Annotated in this window: 22 protein-coding genes; 11 read left to right on the top strand and 11 right to left on the bottom strand. The window is 58.7% G+C overall.

Translation table 11 applies throughout. The features are described from left to right. Positions 1–53 precede the first annotated feature (53 nt). Positions 54–1,895: a 30S ribosomal protein S1 gene (locus AC6IY8_RS14195; protein ID WP_497775179.1), complete on the bottom strand. Its 1,842-nt coding sequence runs from the start codon at positions 1,893–1,895 to the stop codon at positions 54–56. 368 nt (positions 1,896–2,263) lie between these two features. Between AC6IY8_RS14195 and AC6IY8_RS14190 the strand changes: the two genes are divergently transcribed. Next, a complete protein-coding gene (locus tag AC6IY8_RS14190; protein ID WP_497775178.1) occupies positions 2,264–2,773 on the top strand; it encodes an HIT family protein in 510 nt (169 codons plus the stop codon). Here AC6IY8_RS14190 and AC6IY8_RS14185 read toward each other — a convergent pair. Together AC6IY8_RS14185 and ligA are read right to left on the bottom strand one after the other, a co-directional pair. After that, entirely contained in the window at positions 2,770–3,402 is a 633-nt protein-coding gene (locus tag AC6IY8_RS14185; protein ID WP_497775177.1) for a 3'-5' exonuclease, read from the bottom strand. The two genes, AC6IY8_RS14190 and AC6IY8_RS14185, sit on opposite strands and share 4 nt — an antisense overlap. A 6-nt stretch (positions 3,403–3,408) precedes the next feature. Next, complete coding sequence (gene ligA / locus AC6IY8_RS14180) at positions 3,409–5,448, bottom strand: NAD-dependent DNA ligase LigA (protein ID WP_497775176.1); 2,040 nt, start codon at positions 5,446–5,448, stop codon at positions 3,409–3,411. A 215-nt stretch (positions 5,449–5,663) separates the two neighbouring features. On the opposite strand from ligA, the gene AC6IY8_RS14175 reads away from it, so the two are divergent. The 4 genes from AC6IY8_RS14175 to AC6IY8_RS14160 all read left to right on the top strand — a co-directional run bounded on the left by AC6IY8_RS14175 (position 5,664) and on the right by AC6IY8_RS14160 (position 10,273). After that, complete coding sequence (locus tag AC6IY8_RS14175; protein WP_497775175.1) at positions 5,664–6,320, top strand: YqaA family protein; 657 nt, start codon at positions 5,664–5,666, stop codon at positions 6,318–6,320. A gap of 7 nt (positions 6,321–6,327) precedes the next feature. Next, positions 6,328–7,668 (top strand): methylenetetrahydrofolate--tRNA-(uracil(54)-C(5))-methyltransferase (FADH(2)-oxidizing) TrmFO, encoded by a 1,341-nt coding sequence (gene trmFO / locus AC6IY8_RS14170; RefSeq protein WP_497778637.1) that lies wholly within the window; start codon positions 6,328–6,330, stop codon positions 7,666–7,668. 86 nt (positions 7,669–7,754) lie between these two features. Continuing rightward, positions 7,755–9,011, top strand: a complete 1,257-nt coding sequence (locus AC6IY8_RS14165; RefSeq protein ID WP_497775174.1) for an ABC transporter permease — start codon at positions 7,755–7,757, stop codon at positions 9,009–9,011. A 2-nt stretch (positions 9,012–9,013) separates the two neighbouring features. Next, on the top strand, positions 9,014–10,273 hold the full coding sequence (locus AC6IY8_RS14160) for an ABC transporter permease (protein ID WP_497775173.1): 1,260 nt from the start codon (positions 9,014–9,016) through the stop codon (positions 10,271–10,273). Between the two features lie 226 nt (positions 10,274–10,499). Here AC6IY8_RS14160 and der read toward each other — a convergent pair whose 3' ends face one another. Beyond that, positions 10,500–11,960 carry a ribosome biogenesis GTPase Der gene (der, locus tag AC6IY8_RS14155; protein WP_497778636.1) on the bottom strand — a complete coding sequence of 487 codons (1,461 nt, stop codon included), beginning with the start codon at positions 11,958–11,960 and terminating at the stop codon, positions 10,500–10,502. Positions 11,961–12,170: 210 nt separating this feature from the next. On the opposite strand from der, the gene yoaA reads away from it, so the two are divergent. Next, positions 12,171–14,270 carry a DNA repair helicase YoaA gene (yoaA, locus tag AC6IY8_RS14150; RefSeq protein ID WP_497775172.1) on the top strand — a complete coding sequence of 700 codons (2,100 nt, stop codon included), beginning with the start codon at positions 12,171–12,173 and terminating at the stop codon, positions 14,268–14,270. Here the strand turns inward: yoaA and AC6IY8_RS14145 are convergent. From AC6IY8_RS14145 to AC6IY8_RS14135, 3 genes are all read right to left on the bottom strand, one after another. Next, positions 14,267–15,418: a lactonase family protein gene (locus AC6IY8_RS14145; RefSeq protein ID WP_497775171.1), complete on the bottom strand. Its 1,152-nt coding sequence runs from the start codon at positions 15,416–15,418 to the stop codon at positions 14,267–14,269. The genes yoaA and AC6IY8_RS14145 overlap by 4 nt on opposite strands. A gap of 143 nt (positions 15,419–15,561) precedes the next feature. Then, positions 15,562–17,412, bottom strand: coding sequence for a M3 family oligoendopeptidase (locus tag AC6IY8_RS14140; RefSeq protein WP_497775170.1), 1,851 nt, complete (start codon positions 17,410–17,412; stop codon positions 15,562–15,564). A 102-nt stretch (positions 17,413–17,514) separates the two neighbouring features. Then, positions 17,515–18,078, bottom strand: coding sequence for a hypothetical protein (locus AC6IY8_RS14135; RefSeq protein ID WP_497775169.1), 564 nt, complete (start codon positions 18,076–18,078; stop codon positions 17,515–17,517). Between the two features lie 122 nt (positions 18,079–18,200). On the opposite strand from AC6IY8_RS14135, the gene AC6IY8_RS14130 reads away from it, so the two are divergent. Further along, positions 18,201–18,677, top strand: a complete 477-nt coding sequence (locus AC6IY8_RS14130) for a GNAT family N-acetyltransferase (RefSeq protein ID WP_497775168.1) — start codon at positions 18,201–18,203, stop codon at positions 18,675–18,677. On the opposite strand, the gene AC6IY8_RS14125 is transcribed toward AC6IY8_RS14130, so the two are convergent. The 3 genes from AC6IY8_RS14125 to AC6IY8_RS14115 are packed head-to-tail and all read right to left on the bottom strand — an operon-like array spanning position 18,674 to position 21,891. Further along, a complete protein-coding gene (locus AC6IY8_RS14125) occupies positions 18,674–19,327 on the bottom strand; it encodes an SDR family oxidoreductase (protein WP_497775167.1) in 654 nt (217 codons plus the stop codon). The genes AC6IY8_RS14130 and AC6IY8_RS14125 overlap by 4 nt on opposite strands. Further along, positions 19,324–20,079, bottom strand: a complete 756-nt coding sequence (locus AC6IY8_RS14120; protein WP_497775166.1) for an N-acetylneuraminate synthase family protein — start codon at positions 20,077–20,079, stop codon at positions 19,324–19,326. Before AC6IY8_RS14120 ends, AC6IY8_RS14125 begins: the two co-directional genes overlap by 4 nt. 3 nt (positions 20,080–20,082) lie before the next feature. Then, positions 20,083–21,891, bottom strand: coding sequence for a thiamine pyrophosphate-binding protein (locus tag AC6IY8_RS14115; RefSeq protein WP_497775165.1), 1,809 nt, complete (start codon positions 21,889–21,891; stop codon positions 20,083–20,085). 253 nt (positions 21,892–22,144) lie between these two features. Here AC6IY8_RS14115 and queD point away from each other — a divergent pair, with 253 nt between their 5' ends. From queD to AC6IY8_RS14095, 4 genes are read left to right on the top strand one after another with little or no spacing between them, the layout of a single operon-like run. Beyond that, a complete protein-coding gene (gene queD, locus AC6IY8_RS14110) occupies positions 22,145–22,522 on the top strand; it encodes a 6-carboxytetrahydropterin synthase QueD (RefSeq protein WP_497775164.1) in 378 nt (125 codons plus the stop codon). Positions 22,523–22,541: 19 nt separating this feature from the next. Then, entirely contained in the window at positions 22,542–23,219 is a 678-nt protein-coding gene (locus tag AC6IY8_RS14105) for a radical SAM protein (protein ID WP_497775163.1), read from the top strand. A gap of 23 nt (positions 23,220–23,242) precedes the next feature. Beyond that, positions 23,243–23,932, top strand: coding sequence for a 7-cyano-7-deazaguanine synthase QueC (queC, locus tag AC6IY8_RS14100; protein WP_497775162.1), 690 nt, complete (start codon positions 23,243–23,245; stop codon positions 23,930–23,932). 58 nt (positions 23,933–23,990) lie between these two features. Beyond that, positions 23,991–25,049: a tetratricopeptide repeat protein gene (locus AC6IY8_RS14095; RefSeq protein WP_497775161.1), complete on the top strand. Its 1,059-nt coding sequence runs from the start codon at positions 23,991–23,993 to the stop codon at positions 25,047–25,049. Positions 25,050–25,123: 74 nt separating this feature from the next. Here the strand turns inward: AC6IY8_RS14095 and AC6IY8_RS14090 are convergent, their stop codons facing one another. Beyond that, complete coding sequence (locus AC6IY8_RS14090; protein ID WP_497775160.1) at positions 25,124–25,354, bottom strand: hypothetical protein; 231 nt, start codon at positions 25,352–25,354, stop codon at positions 25,124–25,126. Positions 25,355–25,518: the final 164 nt, after the last annotated feature.

Below are 25,518 nucleotides of genomic sequence, written 5' to 3'. Positions count from 1 at the left end.
CACAAAAAGAAACACCTCCCGAAGGAGGTGTTTCTCAAAACGATTGTTGCGACTTACTCGCCCGAGCGCTTCCAGTCGAGCAGTTCGCCGATCGTCGAGGTGCCCGGCGAAGACTGCGGATGCTTGTAGGCTTCCACGTCGGCGCGAGTTGCTTCCTCGCCCACTGCGCGAATGCTCAAGCCCACCTTCTTCTCGTCCGGATTCATCTTGATGATCTTGAACTCGAACTCCTGGCCCGGCTCCATGGCAATCTGCTGGCCATTGGCGTCCACCGCCTCGGAGTTGTGGCACAGGCCTTCGACTCCGTCCGCGAGTTCGACAAAAGCTCCGAAGCTCGCAAGGCGCAGAATCTTGCCCTTGAGCACGTCGCCCACGCGATGCTGTTCGAAGAAGCTCTCCCAGACGTCGGGCTGCAACTGCTTGACGCCGAGCGACAGGCGACGATTTTCCGGCTCAATCGCCAGAACGATCGCCTTTACCTTGTCACCCTTCTTTAGAACTTCCGAAGGATGCTTCACGCGCTTGGTCCAGCTCAGGTTGCTCACGTGAACCAGTCCATCGATGCCATCTTCGATTTCGATGAAGGCGCCGAAGTCAGTCAGGTTACGAACCTTGCCTTCCACCGTGGAGCCGACCGGGAACTTCTCGTGCAGGCTCTCCCACGGGTTCATCTCAAGCTGCTTCAGGCCCAGCGAAATGCGGCGCTCTTGCGGGTTCACGTTCAGGACCACGGCTTCCACCTGGTCGCCCACGTTCACCAGCTTCGAGGGATGCTTCATGCGCTTGGACCACGTCATCTCGCTCACGTGCACCAGGCCTTCGATGCCCTGTTCGAGCTCGATGAACGCGCCGTAGTCTGTCACGCTGATCACGCGGCCATGGACGCGTGCGCCGATCGGGTAACGCTCGGCGGCGTCAAGCCACGGGTCAGGCGTCAACTGCTTGAAGCCCAGCGAAACGCGCTGCTTGTCACGGTCAAACTTCAGAACTTTTACTTGAATCTGGTCGCCGACGTTGACCAGGTCGCGCGGATGCGTCAGGCGGCCCCAGCTCATGTCGGTGATGTGGAGCAGGCCGTCGATGCCGCCCAGGTCCACAAACGCGCCGTAATCGGTCAGGTTCTTCACCGTGCCGGTCAGCACCGCGTTCTCTTCCAGGTGCGCCATCGTGACGTCACGCTTGGCCGAGATCTCTTCGTCCAGAATCTGCTTGCGGCTCACGACGATGTTGCCGCGCTTCTTGTTCACCTTGATAACGCGAACATCCAGCTCCTGACCCTTGAGGGCATCCAGGTTGCGTACCGGGCGGATATCGACCTGGGAACCGGGCAGGAACGCACGAGCGCCGAGAATGTCAACCGTGAGACCGCCCTTGATGCGGTCAATCACGCGAGCTTTGACGGAAGCCTTTTCGTTATGAGCCTTTTCGATCTCGTCCCAGGCGTGCAGACGCTGCGCCTTCTGGTAAGAGAGATTCACGTATCCCTCTTCCGTGTGGCCCTTCTCGACCATCACGTCGATAGCGTCGCCGGGTTGGAACTTGACGTTCCCTTCGTGATCCTTGGCTTCATCCAGAGGCACTACGCCCTCGGACTTGAGGCCAATGTCCACTACCAGGTAGTTGCTGTTGATGCTAACCACCGTGCCTTTGAGGACGCGGTCTTCGTTAGCGGCGAGTTCGGCTTGCTCCTGCTCGAACGACTCGAGTGCTGTTGCGAAATCTTCCGTCATGTTTTCGTTTTTTGTGTTGCGGGAGCCGCCCTCGGCAGGCTTCTCCAGCACCGTTTTTGAGATGGGGCTTTGTTGCTCGGCTGGCTGATTGTTGTCCGTTGGCAAACCGGTGTCCTGAGGCTGCTCGTAATGTGTAGAGTCGTCGCGGATATCGTCGAAAGCCATTAAATTCGCGTCTGCCTCAGTGTGCGGGAAGCACTCCCGAGGCTTCTGGAAATACGGACAGCTGGTGCATTCTTGATTGGAATGGAACCTGCTTGCACAGGCTTAAAACAAACCAGCGGCCGGACCTCCCTGCGTAGATGCCCGGAACAGGGAGACTGTTCTGACTATAGCAATGGCTAAGTTTGGAGTCAAACGCAGCAGGCGCGATATCGCAAAGAATTAATCAAGATATCAGCACTTTTTCGGAGTTGGCCCTGCAAGTGCTCCGCTCGCCCATGCTGTCCTGTTTCAGACGCGGATGAATCGCGAATACTCCACGCCGATTTCGCACATGATCAAGGGCAGTTCACTCTGGTACCCTGCCCTGTATGGACCACATCTTTACACCCTGGCGCTATTCCTACATCACCACCGCTGACCGCGCTCCCTCCTGCATCTTCTGCGACCGCGCCCCTGCGCCCAACGTGAACTGCGACAAAGACGAGCAAAATCTCGTCATCCATCGCGGCGAGCACTGTTTCATCATTGCCAACGCCTTCCCCTACACCTCGGGACACGTCATGATCGTGCCCTACTCGCACCTCGACCAGCTCGATAAGCTGCCCGCCCCCGCAGCCATGGAGATGATCTCTCTTGCCCAGCGCGTCGAGACTGCCCTGCGCGAGCTCTACCATCCCGACGGCGTCAACCTCGGTATGAATATCGGCAAGGCCGCCGGAGCCGGAGTCGCCGGACACATCCACATGCACGTCCTGCCGCGCTGGGTAGCAGACGCAAACTTCATGTCCGTAGTTGGAGAAACACGCGTATTGCCCGAATCTCTGGAAATCACCGCGCAGCGCATGAGAGAGGCGCTCTCGCGTCAGAGTCTGCGCTAGATCGCCTCGATCGGCTCGTAGGTGAGTTTGCGGGAACGTTTTTTCGCGATCGAGCGGCAGGAAACATACTTGCCGGGAGAGACTTCGCCCATGCGCAACCGCGCGCTTGCCGCAAGCTCTTCCAGCGAGTTGCAGCCAGCTTCCAGTGCCGCCTGCAGCACGATCCTTGCCGCAGCCATTGCATCCTCACCCGCATGGTGATGCCGAAAGACGATGCCGAATCGGTCCGCCAGCGCCGCCAGTGAGTGACTCTCCATCTCCGGCCACGCCCTTCTTGCCAGAGAACAACTGCACAGAAACGGCATCTTCACCGACCAGATTTCATAATGCGCCAGCACGGCCTGCAACACCGGCATATCGAAGCCCGAGTTGTGCGCCACCAGAGGACGGTCGCCAATTGCGCGTTCCATCTCAGGCCAGAGCTGATCGAAGCGTGGCGCGTCGGCCACCATCTCCGGTGTAATGCCGTGCACGTCAATTCCCGCGGGGCTGAAATACAGCGACGGCGGCCTTATCAGCCACTCGCGCCGATACGTAATTGCGCCGTTTTCGACCACCGCAATTCCCAGCGCACAGGCACTGATGCGCCCTGCGCTTGCGGTCTCAAAATCAATGGCGGCAAACCTCATCGTGCCCTAGCCTAACATCTCCAACAGGTCGGCCTCGCTGATCACTTTCACCCCGAGCGACTGCGCCTTATCGAGCTTCGACCCCGCCTCTTCTCCGGCCACAACATAGGTCGTCTTCTTGCTTACCGATCCGCTGACCTTGCCCCCGGCGTCTTCGATCATCTTTTTCACGTCGTCCCGCGAATACGTCGGCAGCGTGCCGGTCAGCACAAACGTCATTCCGTTCAGTTTTGTCCCGCGCACTTTGCGCTCACCCGTAAAGGTCAACCCTGCCGCGCGCAGCCGTTCGATCAGCTTGCGATTCTTCTCCTCGGCAAAGAACTCGCGGATGCTAGCCGCGATCCGTGGGCCAACCTCGTTCACTTCGAGCAGTTCTTCCTCGCTCGCCTCCATCAGGCGGTCCATTGATCCAAAGTGCTCTGCCAGAAACTCCGCCGTCCGTTCCCCCACCATGCGAATTCCCAGCCCAAATATCACTCTCTCCAGTGGGAGCCGCTTCGAATCTTCAATTTCGCGCAACACGTTGTCCGCGCTCTTTTTGCCCATGCGCTCCAGTTGCAGCAGATCGGCCTCACTCAGTGAATAGAGATCCGCGACATCGTGCACCATCCCGCGCGTGAGCAGTTGATCCACCAGGGCGTCGCCCATGCCTTCAATGTTCATCACATGCCGCGATGCAAAGTGCAGCAGCGACTCGCGCAGCTTTGCCGGACAGTTCACGTTGACGCAGAACGAATTCGCCTCACCCTCTGCCCTAACCACGTGACTGCCGCACTCCGGACAGGTCTCCGGCATGTGAAACTCTCGCGTGTCCGCCGGACGCTTGTGCTCGCCCTCATCGAGAACCCGCGTCACCTTCGGAATTACATCTCCGCCGCGCTCCACCATTACCCAGTCGCCGATGCGCACGCCGAGTCGCTTCACTTCGTCTTCGTTGTGCAGCGTGGCCCTCGATACGGTCGTGCCTCCAATCGGCACCGGACGCAGCGCCGCCACCGGCGTCAGTTTCCCGGTGCGACCCACCTGGATCAGGATGTCCTCCACCACGGTCACACCCGCCCGCGCCGCAAACTTATACGCAATTGCCCACCGCGGGGCCTTGCCCGTAAAGCCGAGCCGCTGCCACATCGCGATGGTATTCACCTTCACCACCACGCCATCGATCTCGTAAGGCAGCGTGTCGCGAGCCTCCTCCGTCGCGCTCACAAATTTCCAAATCTCTTCAAACGTGCGCGCCACCTTGCGATGCGGGTTCACCTTGAATCCAGCGGCCCTCAGCGCATCGAGCGCCTCCGACTGACTGGCGCAAACCTGCCTGCCATCCTGCAACAGGAAGTACGAGTAGAAATCCAGCTTGCGTTGTGCCGTAATGTTTGGCTCCAGCACGCGCACCGCCCCCGCAGCTGCATTCCGCGGGTTGGCAAATCGCGCCAACCCCTCCTCCTCCCGTTGCTCATTCATCGCGACGAAGGATCTCGTTGGCATTAGCACCTCGCCGCGCACCTCGAACGGCGTCTTCAGCCCAGCCTTCGCCAACTGCTCATGTCCCACCGTCAGCGGAATCGACCGAATCGTGCGCAGATTGGCTGTGACGTCCTCGCCCGTTGTTCCGTCTCCGCGCGTGATGCCCCTTGCAAATCGCGCCCCGCGATCGCCGTTCGCCTCATAGTGCAGAGCCATCGACAGCCCATCCAGCTTGTACTCGCACTCATATTCCACGTCGCGCGTGCCCGCCAGTTCCACCACCCGCCGTGTCCAGTCACGCAGCTCGCCTTCGTTGTAGGCGTTGTCCAGCGAGAGCATCTGCACCGAGTGCGGAACCTTTACAAAGCCCTCACGCGGCTTGCCGCCCACCCGCTGCGTCGGCGAATCCGGCGTCACCAGCTCTGGATGCTCGCGCTCGATCTTCTTCAGCTCATTCACCAGCTTGTCGAATTCGGCATCGGTGATCTCCGGCGCGTCCAGCACGAAATAGGCGTGTTCGTGATGCCTGATCTTTTCGCGTAATTCTTCAGCGCGCTCTGCGGGCGAAAGGTGCGTAGTCATACAGCAGGAGATTATATGGCCAGCATACGAACGGCCTGAAATTGAGTACCCTAAGCTCTAAGTGCCAGGGCCGTAAGGAAAATGCAGAATTGTTCGCAGGGCTCCCCGTTTTGAAAGCTTCATCTTGATACAATCGATTTATAAATTCTTAGCGCAGGATTGCCGCCGTCTTCGGGGTCTATGTGGCCCTCGTTCGCCGGAGCTGGCGCGGTCAGTTGACCCTATTGAACGCAATCAAACATTTCTTCGCGAGTTACAAAAAGTGGATCATGGCCGTGCTTGCCCCCTTGGGCGGCATTTGGGCGGTCCTCATCATCGCCGTGCTTGATGCGGCGGCCTTCGGCATTCCACTCGACCCCATCGTGGCCTATTACGTTCACGTCGATCCCCGCCGCGCGCTCATCTATGCCCTCGTTGGCTCTCTGGGCTCCGCCATCGGCAGCACAGTTCCGTACCTAATTGGATACAAAGGCGGCGAAGCGCTCATCGTTCGCCGTGTCGGCGAAAAGAAGTACGCCCGCGTGCGTGCCGCCTCCGACAAGTACGGCGATCTTGCACTGATCGTTCCCGCCATGATGCCGCCCGGCTTCCCGTTCAAGCTTTTTGTCTTCGGCGCCGGAGTAGCCGAAATGCCCTACCTGCATTTCCTGCTCGCCATCTTCACCGGACGCCTCACCCGGTTCCTCTTGCTTGGCGCGCTCACCATCAAGTTCGGGCCGGAGATCATCGACCTCACGACCTCGTTGCTCAAGCAGCATCGTTCGCTCACCCTCACGGCTATCGCCACTATTGCCGCCGCCATCGTGCTCATCATGCGCATGGCGAAATCGCGCAGAGCCCCCGGATCGGAAACAACCATCAGTGTCGCCTAATCAGCAGATCGCACCGGTTCGCATTATTGGCGCGGGCCTTGCCGGGCCTGAAGCAGCGTGGCAGTGTGCCCGCCGCGGAGTTCGTGTCGATCTTTACGAGATGCGGCCCACGCGCAACACTCCCGCGCACGAAACTGATCTGCTCGCCGAACTCGTCTGCTCCAACTCGCTCAAAAGCGATAGCGAAAATACCGCGCCCTGGCTGCTCAAGCACGAGATGCGCCACGCCAACTCGCTTCTCATGCAGATGGCCCATGCCACCGCCGTTCCCGCCGGACACGCGCTCGCCGTCGATCGCCTCGAGTTCAGCCGCATGGTCACATCGGCAATCGCGTCCGAGCCGCTCATCCGTCTTGTGCGCCAGGAACTCACTTCGCTTGCCGGCTACGATGGCGTGACCATCATCGCCACCGGCCCGCTGACCTCCGATGCCTTGGCCTCCGAGATTCAACAGCTCTCTGGCACCCAGCGCCTGTTCTTCTACGATTCCATCTCGCCCATCGTAGAGGCCGACTCCATCGACCACTCGAAGGTTTACATGGCCGCGCGCTACGACAAGGGAACAGCCGATTACATCAACTGCCCCATGACACGCGAGGAATACGAGGCCTTCATCGCCGCCCTTTCCGAGGCACAGCGCGTTGACGGCCATGACTGGGACAAGGCGCAGTACTTTGAGGGCTGCCTGCCTATCGAAGAGATCGCCCGCCGCGGTCCCGACACCTTGCGGTTCGGCCCCATGAAACCCGTCGGCCTTCGCGATCCCCGAACCGGCAAGACTCCCCACGCCGTGGTACAACTGCGTCAGGAAAACCTTCGCGCTGACTCCTACAATCTCGTCGGCTTCCAGAACCATCTTAAATTCGGCGAACAGGCCCGCGTCCTGCGCATGATCCCCGGCCTTGAGAACGCGAAGTTCTTGCGCTACGGCCAGATCCACCGCAACACCTACATCAACGCGCCTTCGCTGCTCACGCCCACCCTGCAGATGAAGCAGCACCCGAGCATCTTGTTCGCCGGACAAATCTCCGGCGTCGAGGGCTACGTCGAATCCATAGCCACCGGTCTGCTCGCTGGCGTCACGGCCTCCGCGCTCGCAACCGGCGTCGAACCGGTCCCTGTACCTCGCGCCTCGGCCCACGGCTCGCTTGTGAACTACATCTGCGGAGCCGACGCGAAAGATTTCCAGCCAGCCAACATCACCTTCGATCTTCTTGAGCAACTCGACGACATCACAAAGAAGAAGGTTCGCGACAAAAAGGTCCGGCACCAGATGGTTTGCGAGCGTGCCTTTGCCGCCTTCTCTGGTTGGCTCTCGCAGATCTCAGAAATACTTCCCACGCGCTGAACTTTGCGCCCCTCGGCGGCGTATCTACTCTTGCGCGAGTTTTAGCTCGCAGCAAATTTCTTTCGGCTCATCGGCCGGAGTAGTTTATGTCCCTGCGCGATCTGTTTGTGGATGTCTTCACGACGCTCTGGTCCAACAAACTGCGGACCTTCCTCACCATGTTCGGCATCGCCTGGGGCATTGTCTCCATCGTGCTCATGGTCGCCGCCGGAGAAGGTATGCGCGTGGGCCAACTCAAACAGCAGCAAACCTTCGCGCGCGACCTCATGATCGTTTTCGCCGGACGCACCAGCATGCAAGCTGGCGGCGCACGTGCCGGGCGAGCCATTCGCTTCGAAGACTCCGACGCGCAGTATGTAGCCGAGCAGTCCCCCTCCTGCAAATACGTTGTTCCCGAGCTCGGCAACGAAACGTCAGTTCGCAGCAACTACAACAGCGCGCATCCCACCGTCGCCGGATCGTTCCCGCCCTTTGCTGAGATTCGCGCCGTTGACGTCGCGCAAGGCAACTTCTACACCTGGCAGGACGTGCACGAAGGTCGCCGTGTCGCCTTTCTCGGCAGCGAAATCAATAAGCAACTTTTCCCCGAAGGCGGCTCCATCGGACAAAACATTTACATCAAGGGCGTGCCCTACGTCGTCGTCGGCGTCATGCGCGACAAGAAGCAGAACTCCAGCTACGACGGCTGGGATGTAAACAAAGTCTTCGTGCCGTTTCCCGTACTTCAGCAGGACCTTCCCAACAAGCCTCCACAAACCGCGCACAGCGTCGATCGCCTCCTGATCCAGCCCCAGAGCACCGCCGAGCACGAGAATTGCAAGCATCAGCTCACGCTTGCCCTTGCGCACCTGCACAACTTCGATCCCGACGATAAGGAAGCCATTTCCAACTGGGACACCCTCGAGGAAGCCGCCGCCTTCGCCACCATGACCGACGGCATGAAGTACTTCCTCGGAGCCGTCGGTGTCACCACGCTCTTTCTCGGCGGCATTGGCGTCATGAACGTCATGCTGGTTGCCGTCCGTGAGCGCACCCGCGAAATCGGCGTGCGCAAAGCACTTGGCGCGCCCGCACAAAGCATCATGCGCCAGTTCTTCCTTGAGACGATGATTGTCGTTTTCTTCAGCGGAGGCATCGGACTCGGCATCGCCTACGGCCTGTGCGCCTTTGTCGATAGCTTCCCCATGCCACCGTTCTTCGCCGGATTGCTTCCCACGTGGCAATCTGGAACGCTCGCCATCGTGCTGCTTGGCACCGTTGCGTTCTGCGCCGCACTGTATCCCGCGCGCCAGGCCGCTCGCATTGAGCCCATTGAAGCGCTGCGCTTCGAGGCAGGAGGCTAATCATGGGACTGCTTCAAGACATATTCAGCGAAGCTATGGCCGCGCTCCTCAAGAACCGCACGCGCTCGCTGCTCACCATGCTCGGCATCGTCTGGGGAATCGCTTCGGTCACGCTACTCATCGCCTACGGTTCCAGCTTCCGCTCCGTGCTCGTCACGGCCTTCGACTCGTTCGGTAAGACCGCTGTCGTCGCCTGGGCGCAGCAGACCAGTCAGCAAGCCGGCGGACAGCGCGCCGGAAGGCAGGTTCGCTTCGAGCAGGAGGACCTCGACTACATCAAGGCCACCTCTCCCGCCATCAAAACCATCTGCCGCGAAAGCAACAAGTGGTTGCCCATTCAGTACAACGAGCAGTACGTCAACGCTGCCGTGCGCGGAGTCTGCGCCGAATACGGGGACATGCGCAACGAGGTCCCATCCGCTGGCCGTTGGCTCACGCCCATGGATATCGTCGAGCGCCGCCGCGTCATCTTTCTCGGCGACAAAATCAAGCATCAGCTCTTCGGTAGCCGCAACGCCATCGGAGAAACCGTGCTCGTTCGCGGCATGCGCTTCGAAGTTATCGGTGTGATGGATAAGAAGATTCAGCTCTCGAATTACTTCACCAGCGACGACAAATCCACCTGGATTCCGTTCTCAACCGCCGGCGATCTCTATGACACCAAGAACGCCCCGGTGTTTATCTTCGCTCCCGTGAAGCCCTCGATGGAGAGCATTGCCAAAAAGCAGTTCGTTGCCGGACTCGCCGCCCGCCAGGGCTTCTCGCCCACCGACGAGAAAGCCGTACTCATGTTTGGGCGCGATGAAACCCGACCCATCATCGACGGCATCACCATCGGCCTTCAGGCATTGTTGCTCTTCATCGGAACTCTCACGCTCGGCATCGGCGGCGTTGGTGTAATGAACATCATGCTTGTGTCCGTCGATGAGCGCATTCGCGAGATTGGCCTGCGCCGCGCGCTTGGTGCTCGCCGGCGTTACATCAAGCTCCAGCTCTTCGCCGAAACCTTCGTACTCATGTTCCTCGGCGGAGCCGCCGGAATCCTTCTCGCCTGGCTCATGACCAAAGCCGTCGGCACGCTTCCTCTGCTCGGCCCGCTGTACAAAGACACGTCGGGCAAAGCAGACATCCACATGCACATCTCCGCCCTTACGGTGCTGGGCTCCACTGCTGTTCTGTTCGTCGTGGGACTTATCAGCGGCATGGCGCCCGCCATGAAAGCCTCTCGCCTCGATCCGGTAGAGGCCCTGCGCTACGAGTAGAAGTTGTTTTTTTACAGACGTCGGCCTTCGATAAACCCAACCACTAACTGCGCGGTTAAGGTTACGCCTGCAGCAAAAAGCAACGCGCCCAGAATGGGATCTCGCAATAGAAATCCAATTCCGAGCGCAGTCAGAAATGCGGCAACAAACAAGACTCCCCAAGCCAGTCGTTTCATGCGCCGAACTATACCCCTGAGCGCACCGCCCGACTAGCGCCGAACTCGTCTTATCTGCCTTTCTTCGATGCTTTCTCCGGATTCGGCACAAAGTCTCTGCGCTTTCTCGCTCTTACCTTGATCCAGATCGGCGTTCCCTCAAACCCAAATACGTCTCTGATCTGGTTCTCCAAAAATCGCTGATACGAGAAGTGCAGCTTCACGTCCTTATCCGTAAACAGGATGAATGTCGGCGGAGCCACCGCCGCCTGCGTCATGTAATAGATCCTCACCTTATTGCGCGCTGGCACCGAGGCCCGCTCGAAATCCACGGTCTTCAGGAACCGATTCATTTCGCCTGTCGTAATCCTGCGCCAGCGTTCGCGCGCTACTCGTTCCACGGTTTCAAACACGCGCTTTACATTCTTGCCATTCATTGCGCTGATGAAAATCACCGGAGCATATTCCAGAAACTTCAGTGTGCGCCGCAGTTGTTCTTCGTACAGTCGGCTATCCGCCGGAGGCTTACCATCCTTGCGTGCCGTCGTGACCAGGTCCCACTTGTTCACCACGATCACCACCGAGCGCCCCGACTCGTGCGCATAGCCAGCGATATTCGCATCCAGCGCCGAGACGCCTTCCACGGCATCGATCACCAGCAGCGCCACATCCGCTTCTTCCAGATGCTTACGCGCCATCACCACGCTCAGCTTCTCCGCCATCAGGTGCGTCTTGCCCTTGCGTCGGATTCCCGCTGTATCAATGAAGCGGTATCGCTTTTCTCCGTGCTCCACGACTTCATCGATGGCGTCGCGGGTGGTCCCCGCAATCGAAGACACAATCGCCCGATCGCTCTCCGTCAACTGATTCAATAGCGTGCTCTTGCCTACGTTCGGACGCCCGATGATCGCCACCTTTATTTCGGATGGCATCGCCTCGAGCAGTTGGTCTTCCAGTGCGTCCTCGTCCGCAGGTTCAAATGCATCGGACGATTCTTCATCCTCGTCCGTCAGTTCCTCAATGTCGCCGTCGATATCCTTCACCGGCAATATCCGCCGAGCGAAGTTGTTCAGCCGCTTTTCGTCCTCGGTCTCTGCAACCGTAGGAATCACCTGCATCAGCTCTTCAATCAGCTCTGCCACTCCCGTCGAGTGCTCAGCCGAAATCGCCCACAAGTTCTTGATTCCCAGCCGACGGAAATTCTCCGCCTCTGCCTCAAACTTCGGATCATCGACCTTGTTCACCGCTAGGTACAAAGGCTTCCCGAGCTTTTGCAGCAGTCGCGCCAGCTCCATGTCGGGTCCGGTCAGCTCGGTTCTCACGTCCGTGACCATCACAATGGCCGCAGCCTCTTCCAGAGCCACCCGCGCCTGCCGGAAGATTTCCGACGGAATCAGGTCTTTGTCTTCGGGCACAATACCGCCCGTGTCCACCACGCGGAACTGTCTTCCGTTCCATCGCACGGTGCCGTAGAGGCGGTCGCGCGTAATACCAGGTTCGTCGCCCACGATGGCGCGACGGCGTCCCACCATCTTGTTGAAAAGTGTTGATTTGCCCACGTTGGGCCGTCCCACGATCGCCAGCAGGCCCTCGTGTTGGTCTTGCAAAAGGTTCGCCACTATATTGTTCCTGAATTGAAATTGCCCGGATTCCGGAGCCGGCCATCGGCAGTTTGGCCCTGAGTCATCACGACGCCCCGGTTCTTTGCCGTCGCTGCTGCCGCTCCGTCTATTATAGGGGCAGTGCCCGAGCCTCCCCAATCCGCCGCCACCGCAGCCTCTTCGCCCGCGGCCAAATCAACGCCGCCGGTTGATCTCTCGCGCCTTTCGCTCTTTCAGTTCTTCGGCCCCTCCGGAGTACTCTCTCAGCGCCATCCCGCCTACGAATTCCGTCGCGGGCAGGTTTCCATGGCCACCGCCGTCGAGGAAGCAATCGAGGAAAAGCGCCACCTCATCGTCGAGGCCGGCACCGGCACAGGCAAAACCCTCGCCTATCTCCTGCCCATCATCAAGAGCGGCAAGCGCGTCATCGTCTCCACGGGTACAAAGAACCTCCAGGAGCAGCTGTTCTTCAAGGATGTTCCCTTCCTCGAGCGCGCACTCTTCGGCGAATCCATCGAGGGCGAGCCGCGGCTGAAAGTCTGCTATATGAAAGGGCGGCAGAACTACCTTTGCCGCAAAAAGCTCTACGAACTCACCGACGCGCCCATTCTCAACGGCCTTGAGGAGATCAATGAGTTCCGCACCCTGCTCGACTGGGACAAGGAAACCCTCACCGGCGACCGCGCCGAGCTCAGCACTCTGCCGGAAACCACCCCGCTCTGGGGCAAGCTCAACGCCAGTGCCGATCATTGCGTCGGCAGCAAGTGTGCCGAGTTCGAGCGTTGCTTCATCACCGAGATGCGTCGCAAGGCGGCCGAGAGCGACATCATTATCGTCAACCACCATCTCTTCTTCGCTGATCTCTCCGTCAAGCTCGCCGCCGAAGGCGCGCCCGACGTAGGCATACTTCCCTCCGCCGCTTGCGTAGTCTTCGACGAAGCTCACGAACTCGAAGACGTCGCCACCAGCTACTTTGGTATCTCAGTATCAAATCTCAAGGTTGACGATCTTCTGCGCGACCTCGAGTTCACCATCAAGGACAAGAAGGTCGTCTCGACCGATTTGCTTCAGCTTTCCTCCCGTGTGCGCGAACGCTCGCAGTTCTTCTTCTCCCTGCTGCCCGAGGGTGATGGCCGCTTCGCGTTCACCAATCGCGAAGAGTTTCTCGAAGAGTGCGGCTCCGAGTTTCTCGGCCTCAAGAATGTCCTGCGCCAGCTTCACTCCGAGTTGCAGGCCATCCCCGGCAAGCCCGACGAAATCTTCAACCTCATTCGCCGCACCGATGAACTGCACGCGCAGCTTTCATTCCTCATGGAGAGCCACGACAAAAACACCGTGTACTGGATTGAGCGCCGCGGCGGCCGCTCCAGCTCCGGCACCCGCCAGCGCGGCGCAGCGCGCGATGCAGCTCGCCTTACCAAAGTCGAAAACGTCTTTCTCCAGGCCACGCCCATCGATGTCTCGGCCATCCTGCGCCAGTCGCTGTTTGATCGCTTCGACTCCATCGTGCTCACCTCGGCCACGCTGGCCGTTGCCGGAGGATTCGAATACATCAAGGGCCGTCTCGGGCTTGAGAATGCGCGCGAGCTCATCGTTAACTCGCATTTCGACTACGAATCGCAGGCCATCTTCTACGTGCCGCCCGACATGCCCGACCCGCGCGATGCCAACTTCACGGCCAAGGCCACGGTGCGCATTCGCCAGATTCTCGAAATAACGCGTGGCCGTGCCTTCTGCCTTTTCACCAGCTTTGCGCAAATGCAGCAAGTGCACGACGCTCTTCTCGGACAGCTCGACTATCCCATGCTGTTGCAGGGCTCGGCCCCGAAGACTGCGCTCATCGAGCAGTTCCGCTCCACGCCTAACGCGGTGCTCTTTGCTACGTCATCTTTTTGGCAGGGAGTCGATGTACAGGGCGAGCAGCTAAGCTGCGTCATCATCGACAAAATTCCATTCGCCGTCCCCAGCGATCCCATCGTGCAGGCGCGTGGCCGCGCCATCGACGACGATGGCGGAAATAGCTTCTTCGACTACTCGGTTCCAGCCGCTGTCATCACCTTGAAGCAGGGCTTCGGACGCCTCATCCGTTCCCTCAGCGACCGCGGCGTGCTCGTGCTGCTCGACAATCGCATCATCAAGATGCGCTATGGAAAAGTATTCGTGCAGAGCCTTCCCGCCTACACTCGCACCACCGACATCCGCAAGGTCGAAGAGTTCTTCGGCTGCACCCACGAAGACTAGACAAACACCAGGCTCATCGGTGCCTTTGCCGCAAAATTCCTCCCTTCGCTCGCCAGCGCGCCCGTCTGCGGATTCCGTGCAAACACCGTAATGTAGTTCGAATCCTGGTTCGCTACGAGCATCCATCGCTCCGTGGGATCAAGCGCAAAGTGACGAGGCGTGCGCCCTCCCGCCGGAGTGCGCGCAATCGGCGTCAGTCGTCCGTCGCTTACATTCGCACGAAATGCATAGAGAAAATCATTGTCTCGATTCACAAAATACACATGGCGTCCATCCCGCGTAATCACCGTATCGCACGCGCGCGTCGGCCCCGTGTATCCCTCCGGCAGCAGAGTGATCTCCTGCATCTGCTTCAGCGCCCCGCTCGCCCGATCCAATTCCAACACGTCCACCGTCGAGTCCAACTCGTTCACCACGTAGCCCGTGTGCCCGTTCGGATGAAAGTGCAGCGTGCGCGGCCCCGCGCCAGCATGCGAATGAAACATGCCCGCACTCTTCAGCTTCGCCGTCGGCACATCCACGGCATAGATGTGAATGCAATCCCCGCCCAGGTCGTTGACATACGCAAAGCGTCCATCCGGCGAGAAGCTCGCAAAATGCGCATGCGCCCTCTCCTGTCTTGATTTCATCGGACCCGACCCCGAGTACGTTTCGCTCCACACATGCTGCCCAATCCTGCCCTGCTCGCACAGGAAACTCGCTGCGCTGCCTCCGCCGTAATCTGCCGCGATCAGCACTCGTCCGGTCTCATCGACAGCCACATGACACGTCCCCGGCCCTGCCGATGCCGCGTGCGACAGCGGTTCCAACTCGCTCCCATGTAATCGAAAACTCGCGACCCCTCCGCTTGGCTTGCCGTCGAAGTTCGGCACCTCGCACGCCGCATACAGGAAATGCCTGTCGGGTGAGAGCGCAATCCACACCGGGTTCCGAATGGCCGCTGCCACCGCGCCCTCCGTTAACTCTCCGGTCTCGGCATTCCAGTGATAACGCAGAATGCCTTCGGAAGTCCCCGTTCCCACCAGCAGTCCCCTTGCCTCGCTCCCGGCTGCGAGCAAAGAAAAAGGCTGCGCGGCATACATCGCACCGGCAGCCATCATTCCCGCTAGAAACTTTCGTCGATCCCGCCGAATCTCTTCCTCAGTCACTCGCTTCCCCTGATCCCAGGTGCCCCGTTCAGGTGCCGCATCTGCTCTTGTCTCTTGGTGCCCCATTCAACGTTCTTTTCGTTGAGTGGGGCCTTTGCCGTTGTTCTTGCTTTTGCTCTTATCGTCCTACCGGCTTCTACTTCTTACTGCCGCACCGAGCTAAGCTTTTCCGCCTCGGCAATCATTGCCTCCAGACTCACGCGAATCCCGTCCGCCCAGAAGGTCTCGTTCGCCGGATCAAGCCCAAACGGCGCCAGCAACTCGAAGATGCTCTTCGTCGCGCCCGAACGCAGCAGGTCCAGATAGAGCGGTTCGAACTCGCTTCCCAGCCGCTCTTTCTGCGCATACAGGCTTTGCGTCAGCAATTCGCCAAACGCGTAGCCATACACATAGAAAGGCCTGTGGAAGTGCGACACGTAAGTCCACAGATGGCTCGTGTTCTCATACGTAAACACCTCGCCATCCTCGCCATACATCTCCTTCGCCGTCGTCAGCCACAGGTTGTCGAGTTCCTCCGCCGAGAGCTTCTTCGGCTCCTCCCAGCGCGAATACGTCGCATCCATGCCATGCATACGCCGCTCGAAATTCGAAAACCCAATCTGCCGAACGACGGTATTCAGCATCCCTTCGATCTTCTGCGTAATCAGCGCCAGCAGTGCCGTGCGGTCTCCGCTCTCGAGCATCTGGCTCTTCAGGAAATTGAACGTCGTCATCTCGCCGAACACCGATGCCGTCTCGCAATACGCAATCGGCGGATGATACATCAGCGGTCCCTGCTCCTTGCCCGCCAGAATGCCATGCACCCCATGACCAAGCTCATGCGCCAAGGTCATCACATCGTGATTCGACCCCAGGTAATTCAGGAACGTGAATGACTGCGGACGGTTTCCCGGCAACACAAACGAGCAATTGAAAGCCCCTCCGCGCTTGCCTGTCGCCGCCGGAACGTCGATCTGCCGCGCCTCAATGAACTCGCGAATGATCCCCGTCAGCGTCGGGCTGAAGCTCTCATACGCTGCCAGCACCGTGGACATTGCATTTTCATACGGCACCACCGTCGTATCCGTAAACGGCATCGGCGCGTTGCGGTCGCTCCACTTCAAGGTCTTCATTCCCAGCAGCTCGGCCTTCAGCTTGTAGTAGCGCCGCGCCAGCGGACCAGCCACGTGCATCACTGCATTGTGCAGTGCATCCACCACTTCGCCCGGAATGCGATTCTCCTTGTTGCGCGGCTCCATTGCATGTCGGTAGTGGCGTTCCTTGCGCTCCACCGCGCCCTTGCCCACAATCACCCAAAGCGTCTGCGCCGAATACTTCGCGAAGTACCCGCCCAGACCGTCGTTGATCGACTTCATCACCTCGGCGCGCAGTGCTGCGTCTTTCGAGTTGCCCAGAATGTCGAGCATCTCCGTCAGGTTCTTCTTCTCCGGCGTGCCATTGCCGTTGTAGTCAAAACGCAGATCGGCCTCGCACTCGTCAAAGAACTCGTCCCACGAACTCGGTCCAAACGGCGCGCGCTTCGTCAGCGCCGCCTCCACCGGCTCGCTCAGGAAGTGCGGCTTAAAGATGCGCTGCTGCTCGATCCACGGACGATGCTTGCGCGCCACCTCGTCCTTCGCATACCACTTCTCCAGCGTCTCGTCGCTAAGGGCGACCAACTCCAGATCGAAGAACGTCAGATACTCGCCCTGTACCTGGCTCATGATCTGCTGCGCTTCTGCCACCTTCGACTTCACTGCTTCGTCGGTAACGTCGAGGCTCTGCTGCAGCGACAGATACACCAGTATCTTGCCGCCCAGCATATCCAGTTCCGAGTACGCAGCAATCGCCGGCCCAAGCTTCTCTTCCAGCTTGCCTTTGAAGTCTTGATGGAACTGCTCTGCCTGCTTGCTGAACTCTGCGATATCGGCATCCATCTGCGGATCGCTGATGCCAGAGTAAATGGAGGTCAAATCCCAACGAAGGCTGCTATCTACGGTGCTTGTAGTTGTCATGATTGTGAGCTCGAAAGGGCTTGAAGTAACCACCGATTCTAACAAACCCTACAGGGTGAGATGCTGCTCCCGCATGCGCGGGTGCAGCATTCGCCGGAGTTGCTACAGATCGTCCGTCTCCTGCAACTCCGAATGCACCCACGGCCAGTGCGCCAGGATCGCGTGCTCGTCGGTGTCCAGTTCTTCGTGAAAGTGATGCGAGTGCGGCACCGGAACGCGAATCATCTCTGTTTCCGCAAACTGCTTCTCTCTGAGCAGCGTGCCAATCTCCGACGTCGGTCCATAGGCATAGATCACGTCATGCCGATCAAACACCAACTGCCCTGCAGGAGGCGCCGCCAGCCACAAATTGTGCCGCCCATCGCGCCCCAGATAATCCTCGTAGCGATCGAGCATCGCCAATACTTCTTCGCGCGTGTGCTGCGTCGCTGACTGATACCGTCCCGCCGGAGCGTCCGTCCGCGGCGTAATCAGCACATATAGAACCCAGAGCGGCTCCGGCAGCAACGGCAGCAACTCACGCAACAGCGCCACCGGCTCCGCACCCGGAGCGATCACCAGCCGTTCCATTCCGCCCACTACCTGACGCGCAAAGCTCGGCTCATAGCTCCACGCTACGTCCTCACCCGCACGCACCGTCCCCAGCTTCCATCGTTGTTCATTCATTGCAGTCATTCTAATTGGCGAGCAAGGGAAATGTGTGACCTAGGCAGGTTCTCACCTTCGTGCATGTTGTCGAAGTATCCGCCGCTTGAGCTAACATTGCTTTTCGCGAACTTGGAATCCGTATGAGCCCAGCTATTACCATCCAGCGCGCCACCGCCGTTGAAGCCGACACTGCCTTCGACTTGATCGAGGAATACTACGACGCCGTCGACGTAGTTGTTCGCGACGAGCGCGCCGCGCTCGAACACTACCTCGCCAGCCCCGACGCGTTCATTTGGATCGCACTCGTGGACGCCGCCCCTGCCGGAGTTGTCATGCTGCGTCCTCTGCCTGAAATCCCCAATGCCGCCGAGGTCAAGCGCCTCTACGTGCGCCCGCAATTTCGAGGTCACCGCCTCGCCCACGCCCTCATGCAAGCTTTAGAGGATCACGCTCGCCGCACAGGTATTGAGTGGATTTATCTCGACACCAAAGACGACCTCCACGCCGCCATCCACTTCTACCTCAGCACCGGATACGAGCACTGCCCCCGCTACAACAACAATCCCCAGGCCACCATCTTCATGCGCAAGCGCTTGCAGCCTCCAGCCGTTCGTTAAAGCAGGTAGTTGCTGATTCCGCCGTCAAACGTGAGGCTCACGCCTGTCAGATACTTGATGTCGTTCTCCACGATCGAGCGCACGAATTTCCCAACCTCATCCGGTCTGCCTGCTCTCTTCAGGGGAAGCCCATTCTCCAGCTTTCCCAGATCGGGGTTGAGCTTCCGCAGCCTGTCGGTCAGTATCGGGCCGAGTGCGATATTAATGCAGCTAATCTGACGCTTTGCAAAATGTTTCGTAAGCGCCTTCAGCATCGCCCAGCTTGCGATCCGGTAGGAGGCGGAGAGAATCATCTTCTCCGTCGGTTCCGTAACCAGGTGCGACGAAATCAGGAAGATGTATCCGCCCTCGCACACTTCCACCCTCTGCACCAGCGTCGCAAAACTCACAAAGAGCTGCTGATGATATTTCGCCCACTCATCTTCTGTGATCTCGAAGAAGTCCTTCTTCGGCGGCCCGCCCGTGTTGAGCACAAGCACGTCGGTCTGCGGGTTTTCTTTTGCAAACGCCGCCACCGATGCTGCATTCGACGTATCAATCTCTTTGCTCGATAGCGTGGGAACCGTCATGCCCGCCGCACGCAACTCAGTTGCGATCGCTGCGCCCACACCGCGAGAGCTTCCTAGCACCAGTGCTTTCTTTTCTGTCATATGCGTTGAGCCGCTATCCGATTCGACATCTTGCGTTTGAAGCCATCTCCCAGCATCGTCTGCAGTCGCCTCATCTCCCGAATCACCTCTGCAGTCTGCGCCAGCCCGACGGCATGATCCTCGTCTTTATGCTGGATATCTCTTTCGCCTTTCACATAGAAGTACACAGCAGCCGGATCGAAACCCATCGCGGCATACAGCACATTCACATCCGTGCTGTGCGATCCAAATGCCACAGGAATCCCAAAGCGCTCGCGCAATCGTGCAATTGCCCGCAGGTTCGTATCCGCGTCCTCATACGAGAGCTGGGTATGGATCAGCGACACCTGCGATTGGACATTCGACGTGGTCGCAAGGAACTGCCCAATCTCATCTTCGTCCGACATTCCTGTCGAGACGTAAACCGGCTTCCCGGTCGCAACCACCGCCGCGATGAGCGCCCGGTTGTTGATGTCCTTGCTCAGAATCTTGTAGAAATCCGTCCCGATCCCGGCGAAGAAATCAACCATGTTAATGTCGCAAAGTCCCACACCAAACGCGATCCTCTCTCTTTGCATGCGGCTTCGAGCTTCGCGGTAGTAATCCGGTTCCAGGTAAGGCGATTCGCCCGCTGGCTGCTTGGCGTAGTACGCCTCCTCCCGAACCTGAAACGTGATTCCATCCGGCCGCGCCGCGGTCAGTGCATCCAGGTAGGCATCCGCATAACTCCGGTCGCCCATGTGATTCATGCCAATCTCGGTAACTATGAACATGTTCTAATCCTTCAGCGGTTCGACAATCATGTTTTTCAAAAATTCCTCTCGCTCCAGAAATGGCCATAGATCCTCGAGAGGTTTCGAAACAAACGTCCCATCGGCACGCTGCTTCGAGGTCATTCGCGGCGCGCGCATCTCTCCCGGTATCACCCTCACATCGCAAACCACCGGGCCGGGCATATCCAGCACTCGTTTCACTTCCGTCGCCAGATCTGTCTGATCCTCAATCCGCGCCGTGCTCAACCCATAGGCCCGTGCCACCTCGCAGACGTCCGGCAGCGTGAGCCCCGTCTTCGGGTCGCATCCAATATTGGGAGCTCCAAAGAAGCTTTGCTGCGATGTCCGGATCGACGAGTACCCGCCATTGTTCAGCACGAAAAACTTAATCGGAAGCCGATGATGCGCAACCGTTGCCAGTTCTTGGATGTTCATCTGGAACCCGCCATCGCCATCCACGCAGATCGTTCGACGGCTCCCGGCTGCAAGGCTCACCGCCGTGCTTGCGGCAATGCCGCACCCCATCGCTCCCAGTCCCGCTGTATGAAAAACTCGCTGCCCAGTCTTTGCCGGATACGCAAACAGGAAAATCTCGATTCCGACTCCAGCGCTTCCCGATACGATCTGGTCTTCCGCCTCGGCCAACTGCGATATCACTTCTGCGAGGTGATACACGCTCACCGGACCCTTCGCCCTGTGCTCCGCCGTTATGATCGGATACTGCTTCTTCCATTCCTGGCAGCGTCGTTTCCACGCGCTGCGATCCTTCTTCTCAATCGATGATTTCTTTGCCAGCAGTTCGCGCAAGAACCGTCCTGCATCCGACCGAATCGGCAATTGCACGACGCTCTCCAGCTTTCGCAGTTCCGCCGCGTCCACATCGACCATTGCCTTGAATGCGCCGCGAGCCCATTCCTTGCTGTTCCACCCCGCCAGCGGAACGTCCATGCGCGCGCCCACCGTCAGCAAAAAATCAGAATTCTGCATTGCGAAGTTTACCGCCCGCGACGCTAGCGTTCCCGGGCATCCCATGCACAGCGGATTCTCCTCGCCAAACACATCCATTGCGACCCACGTCGTACCCACAGGAGCATCCAGTAGCGCTGCCAATTCGCGAAACTCGCTTTCGGCATGCGCCAGTCGTACTCCATTGCCCACGAGTACAAAGGGTCGCTCCGCGCGATTCAACTGCTCGATGAGCTTACGTACCTGTTCGCGCAACTCTGATGCGTTTTCGTCCGCTGCTTCAGGTGTATAACCTTCGAGCGAGCTTTCATCGATGGTCGCAGCCTGCACATCCAGCGGCAAATCGATCCACACCGGTCCCGGCCTTCCGCTCTTTGCCAGATGAACGGCCTTTTCCAGATGCATGCGAATCGAAGCCGGGTCCGTCACCGTCACCGCATATTTCGTCAGCGGCTTCACAACCGAAATAATGTCCAGTTCCTGCGGGCCACGCTGCCTCACCCCAAGCGAAGTTCCGTCCTCGTCATACATCCGGTCGGCTCGCTTCACCTGCCCTGACAAGAAGAGGCACGGAGTCGAATCCAGCCAAGCGCCAGCCAATCCTGTGATTGCGTTCGTCCCACCCGGGCCAGTCGTCACCATCGCGACGCCAAGATCGTTTGTCGCCTTGGCGTAGTTCTCCGCTCCGATGGCCGAAGCTTGTTCGTGGTGATTACAAATGAATTGAAGACGTTCACACCGGGCAAGGGAATCATTCAGGTGCATCGCCCCGCCGCCCGTAACCAGGAATACGTGCTTTACTCCCAGATCGGCAACAAACCTCACGACGTAGTCGGAAAGCTTCATCAGGACCCGCGCTCCATTCGCCTCAACTGTCTCAATCGCGCTCACTTCAGGCAGTTGCGCGAGCAGTCCTGATCATATCGCACGACCTCTCACTAATTTGCGCTGGAATCGCCGCTTTGAACGCGTATTGGTTTCGCCATTATAATGAAATCAGTTCCGCCCCCTTGAGACCTGCGCTGTGTCCCTCTCATGCCGAGGGCGCCCCGGTGCAACGTCAAGGGAGAAGGGTGCCCCGCATCCTGTTTGGAGATTCATGTTCGAAGTTACTGTGCAAGACACTTTTTCGTCCGGCCACTACCTGCGCAACTACAAAGGCAAGTGCGAGAACCCGCACGGACACAACTACCGTGTTCGCGTCACTCTGCAGGGCGCCGAGCTCGATGCCGCCGGACTGCTGCTCGACTTCAAGGAATTGAAGCTCGTGATGAAGCCTGTCGTCGATTACCTCGATCACAAGATGATCAACGACATCGAGCCCTTTACGCGTCTCAATCCCACGGCCGAGAACATCGCCAAGTATTTCTTTGACGAGTGCAATACCGGTCTCAAGAAGACCACCTCGGGCCGCGTCAGCGTCAAGCAGGTCACCATTTGGGAGACCGACACGTCCATCGCGACCTACTACGAGTAGCGAGCGCGTCACGAGCCACATGCACATTATCGAGATATATAAATCGCTGCAGGGCGAGAGCTCATTTACGGGGCTTCCGTGCATTTTCGTGCGCCTCGCCGGATGCAATCTCCGCTGCGCCTGGTGCGATTCGGAGTACACCTTCTCGGGCGGCCATCGCATGTCCGAAGACGAGATCGTAGCGGAGGTGCAGCGCCTTTCGCCCGCTGGCGGCTTGGTAGAGATCACCGGCGGCGAGCCCATGCTGCAGGAGCGCGAACTCGTGCCGTTCATGCATCGCCTCCTGGCTCTCGGCTATGAATTGCTGATCGAGACCAGTGGTGAGCGTCCGCTCGAGTCGGTTCCCGCCGAGGTTCACAAGATCGTAGATGTGAAGTGCCCCGGCAGCGGCGAGCACCTGCGCTTCCGCACTGAAAACCTCGCGACTCTCACGCCGCGCGATGAGCTCAAGTTCGTCCTGGCCTCACGCGAAGACTACGAGTACGCGCGCGATCTCATTCGCCGCCACCATCTCGAATCCGCCAGCATCATCTTCTCCCCAGCATTCCGCAAAGGGGCCACTGGCTCGCGCAGCACCGAAAACTGCCTGCTCGACCCGCGCCAGCTTGCCGACTGGATGCTGGCCGACAACATCCACGCGCGGCTCGGATTGCAGATCCATAAGTTCATCTGGGAGCCCCAGCTCAAAGGCGTTTAAAGATTTCAGCGAAGGACAGAGACATGAGCGATATCAAGACCGTTGTCACCCTCTCCGGAGGCATGGATTCCACCGTTTGCGCCACTCTTGCTGTCCGCGACCGCGGAGCCGAGCACGTTGCCGCCCTGCATGTCTCCTACGGCCAGCGCACCGAGGCTCGCGAGCAGCGTGCTTTCCAGGAAATCTGTGACCGCCTCGGCATTCAGCGCCGTCTCATGGTGCGCAACCAGGCTCTCAGCCAGATCGGCGGATCGGCTCTCACCGACTCGTCCTTAGCCGTGCCTGACGCTGGCCCGGAGATCGGTGCCCACGTACCAATCACCTATGTTCCTTTCCGCAACGCCCATTTCCTCTCCGTAGCCGTGAGCTGGGCCGAGGTCGTAGGAGCTCAGGATATCTACATCGGAGCTGTTGCCCAGGACAGTTCCGGCTATCCTGACTGCCGTCCCGAGTACTACGAGGCCTTCAATCGCCTTATCCAGGCTGGGACCAAAGAGGGAACCATCACAATCAAAACGCCTTTGATCGCCTTGAAGAAGGTCGAGATCGTCAAGCTGGGTCTGGAACTACATGCGCCCTTCGAGCTAACATGGTCGTGCTACAGCCGGGAAGATCGTGCCTGCGGTATCTGTGAGAGCTGCGCTCTGCGTCTGCGCGCCTTTGAAGCTGCCGGTACATCGGATCCCATTCCTTATCTGGCGCCTGTCAGTTAACAGGCAAGCCATTAGGGTGCGCGTGGCAACCAGAACTTTTCTCCGCTGGAGGCGGGAAATGACAAAACGCATAGCACTCCTACTCCTGGCAATCATGCTTTCTACCGTTGCAGCGTTCGCGCAGTTCACCACCTCGGTAAAAGGCAACTGCAAAGACACAGAAGGCAAGCCCATCGTCGGCGGCACCGTCGAGTACATGAACATTGAAAACGGTCACAAGATGACCGTGAAGACCAATGATCGTGGCGACTACTTCACCATGGGCATCACCTCGGGCAAGTACAAGGTCACCCTCAACGGTGCCGATGGAAAGCAGCTCTACTTCTATAACAACGTCGTCGTTTCAGCATCGGGCGACAACGTTATCGACTTCGATCTCGCCAAGATCGCCGCTGAATCCGCTAAGACCACCGGCGTAAGCGAAGCTCAGCGCAAAGAGATGGAGAAGGCCAGGAAGGAAAACGAAAAGATCAAGGGCATCAACGCTCTTCTTGTCCAAGCCACTGATTTGAAGAAGCAGGGCAAGTATGACGAAGCCGTCACCGTTCTGGAACAGGCAGTAGCCCAGGACCAGACTCACGATGTCGTTTACGGCTCGCTTGCCGATGCCTATCTCGGCGCAAAGAAATTCCCCGAAGCCGAAACCGCCTATAACAAGGCGATCGAACTCGCACCTCCGACCTCGAAATCCATCGGCGTCTACCACAACGGCCTTGCCTCCGCTCTGTTGAAGGAAGGAAAGACCGAGCCTGCCATGGCCGAGTTCGACAAGGCTGCGCAGCTTGATCCCGCCAATGCTGGCATGTACTACTTCAACGAGGGCGCGGTCCTTACCAACCAGGGAAAGACGGATGATGCCAATAAGGCATTCGACAAAGCGATTGCCGCCGATCCCAACCGTCCCGATCCGTACTATCACAAGGGTGTAAATCTGTTGTCCAAGGCGAGCTTGAAGGATGGCAAGATGGTTCCGGTTCCCGGCACCACCGAAGCTCTCAACAAGTATCTCGAGCTTGCTCCGGATGGCAAATTTGCTCAGGCCGCCAAGGATCTGCTTGCCTCGCTAGGTGCTACCGTACAGACCACCTTCGGCAGTTCTAAGAAGGGCAAGAAGTAGCTTCAGTCAACATCAGCGCAGACGTGAAGGGCGGCCACTCAAGGCCGCCCTTTTCATTTCTAGTTGCCGTCTGATTATTGAACCATGGCGATCCGGTCCAGTTCGCGTTGCATTACTTCCAGCGAGCAGCCCGAACCCTCCACGGTAAATGCCGCCGCGCGCGCCGCTTCTGGAGAGACCCCATAGCCCCGCCCTGCCAGAAACGTCTGCATCAACTCAGCCGCGTCGCGGGCATCCAGCCCGCTATGCAACAGCTCGCTGCGCAACTCCGCAATCTCCAGTAGCGAGAACTTTTCGACGTTCATCGGGTCACCTCCACACTCCACTTGTAACCCATTGGATGGAAAAAGGTCGCGCCCGGGTGCAGACATTCGTGGCCACCGATCCCCCGTTCAGACCAATCTGCTTTTACCGGGAGTTAATAATCTTGCATCCCCCGCTCGGTTCTCTACGCGGGGTCATTCCATCC

Source organism: Koromonas soli, from assembly GCF_059726265.1.
The sequence above is the reverse complement of the archived record's forward strand: the minus strand, read 5'-3'. Positions and strand labels throughout refer to the sequence as shown.

What these genes read in the sequence shown, in the direction of transcription:
- AC6IY8_RS14195 (WP_497775179.1), bottom strand. Translation starts at nt 1,895, where the DNA reads ATGGCTTTCGACGATATCCGCGACGACTCTACACATTACGAGCAGCCT.
- AC6IY8_RS14190 (WP_497775178.1), top strand. Translation starts at nt 2,264, where the DNA reads ATGGACCACATCTTTACACCCTGGCGCTATTCCTACATCACCACCGCT.
- AC6IY8_RS14185 (WP_497775177.1), bottom strand. Translation starts at nt 3,402, where the DNA reads ATGAGGTTTGCCGCCATTGATTTTGAGACCGCAAGCGCAGGGCGCATC.
- ligA (WP_497775176.1), bottom strand. Translation starts at nt 5,448, where the DNA reads ATGACTACGCACCTTTCGCCCGCAGAGCGCGCTGAAGAATTACGCGAA.
- AC6IY8_RS14165 (WP_497775174.1), top strand. Translation starts at nt 7,755, where the DNA reads ATGTCCCTGCGCGATCTGTTTGTGGATGTCTTCACGACGCTCTGGTCC.
- AC6IY8_RS14160 (WP_497775173.1), top strand. Translation starts at nt 9,014, where the DNA reads ATGGGACTGCTTCAAGACATATTCAGCGAAGCTATGGCCGCGCTCCTC.
- der (WP_497778636.1), bottom strand. Translation starts at nt 11,960, where the DNA reads ATGGTGGGACGCCGTCGCGCCATCGTGGGCGACGAACCTGGTATTACG.
- AC6IY8_RS14140 (WP_497775170.1), bottom strand. Translation starts at nt 17,412, where the DNA reads ATGACAACTACAAGCACCGTAGATAGCAGCCTTCGTTGGGATTTGACC.
- AC6IY8_RS14135 (WP_497775169.1), bottom strand. Translation starts at nt 18,078, where the DNA reads ATGAATGAACAACGATGGAAGCTGGGGACGGTGCGTGCGGGTGAGGAC.
- AC6IY8_RS14130 (WP_497775168.1), top strand. Translation starts at nt 18,201, where the DNA reads ATGAGCCCAGCTATTACCATCCAGCGCGCCACCGCCGTTGAAGCCGAC.
- AC6IY8_RS14125 (WP_497775167.1), bottom strand. Translation starts at nt 19,327, where the DNA reads ATGACAGAAAAGAAAGCACTGGTGCTAGGAAGCTCTCGCGGTGTGGGC.
- AC6IY8_RS14120 (WP_497775166.1), bottom strand. Translation starts at nt 20,079, where the DNA reads ATGTTCATAGTTACCGAGATTGGCATGAATCACATGGGCGACCGGAGT.
- AC6IY8_RS14115 (WP_497775165.1), bottom strand. Translation starts at nt 21,891, where the DNA reads ATGAAGCTTTCCGACTACGTCGTGAGGTTTGTTGCCGATCTGGGAGTA.
- queD (WP_497775164.1), top strand. Translation starts at nt 22,145, where the DNA reads ATGTTCGAAGTTACTGTGCAAGACACTTTTTCGTCCGGCCACTACCTG.
- AC6IY8_RS14105 (WP_497775163.1), top strand. Translation starts at nt 22,542, where the DNA reads ATGCACATTATCGAGATATATAAATCGCTGCAGGGCGAGAGCTCATTT.
- queC (WP_497775162.1), top strand. Translation starts at nt 23,243, where the DNA reads ATGAGCGATATCAAGACCGTTGTCACCCTCTCCGGAGGCATGGATTCC.
- AC6IY8_RS14095 (WP_497775161.1), top strand. Translation starts at nt 23,991, where the DNA reads ATGACAAAACGCATAGCACTCCTACTCCTGGCAATCATGCTTTCTACC.
- AC6IY8_RS14090 (WP_497775160.1), bottom strand. Translation starts at nt 25,354, where the DNA reads ATGAACGTCGAAAAGTTCTCGCTACTGGAGATTGCGGAGTTGCGCAGC.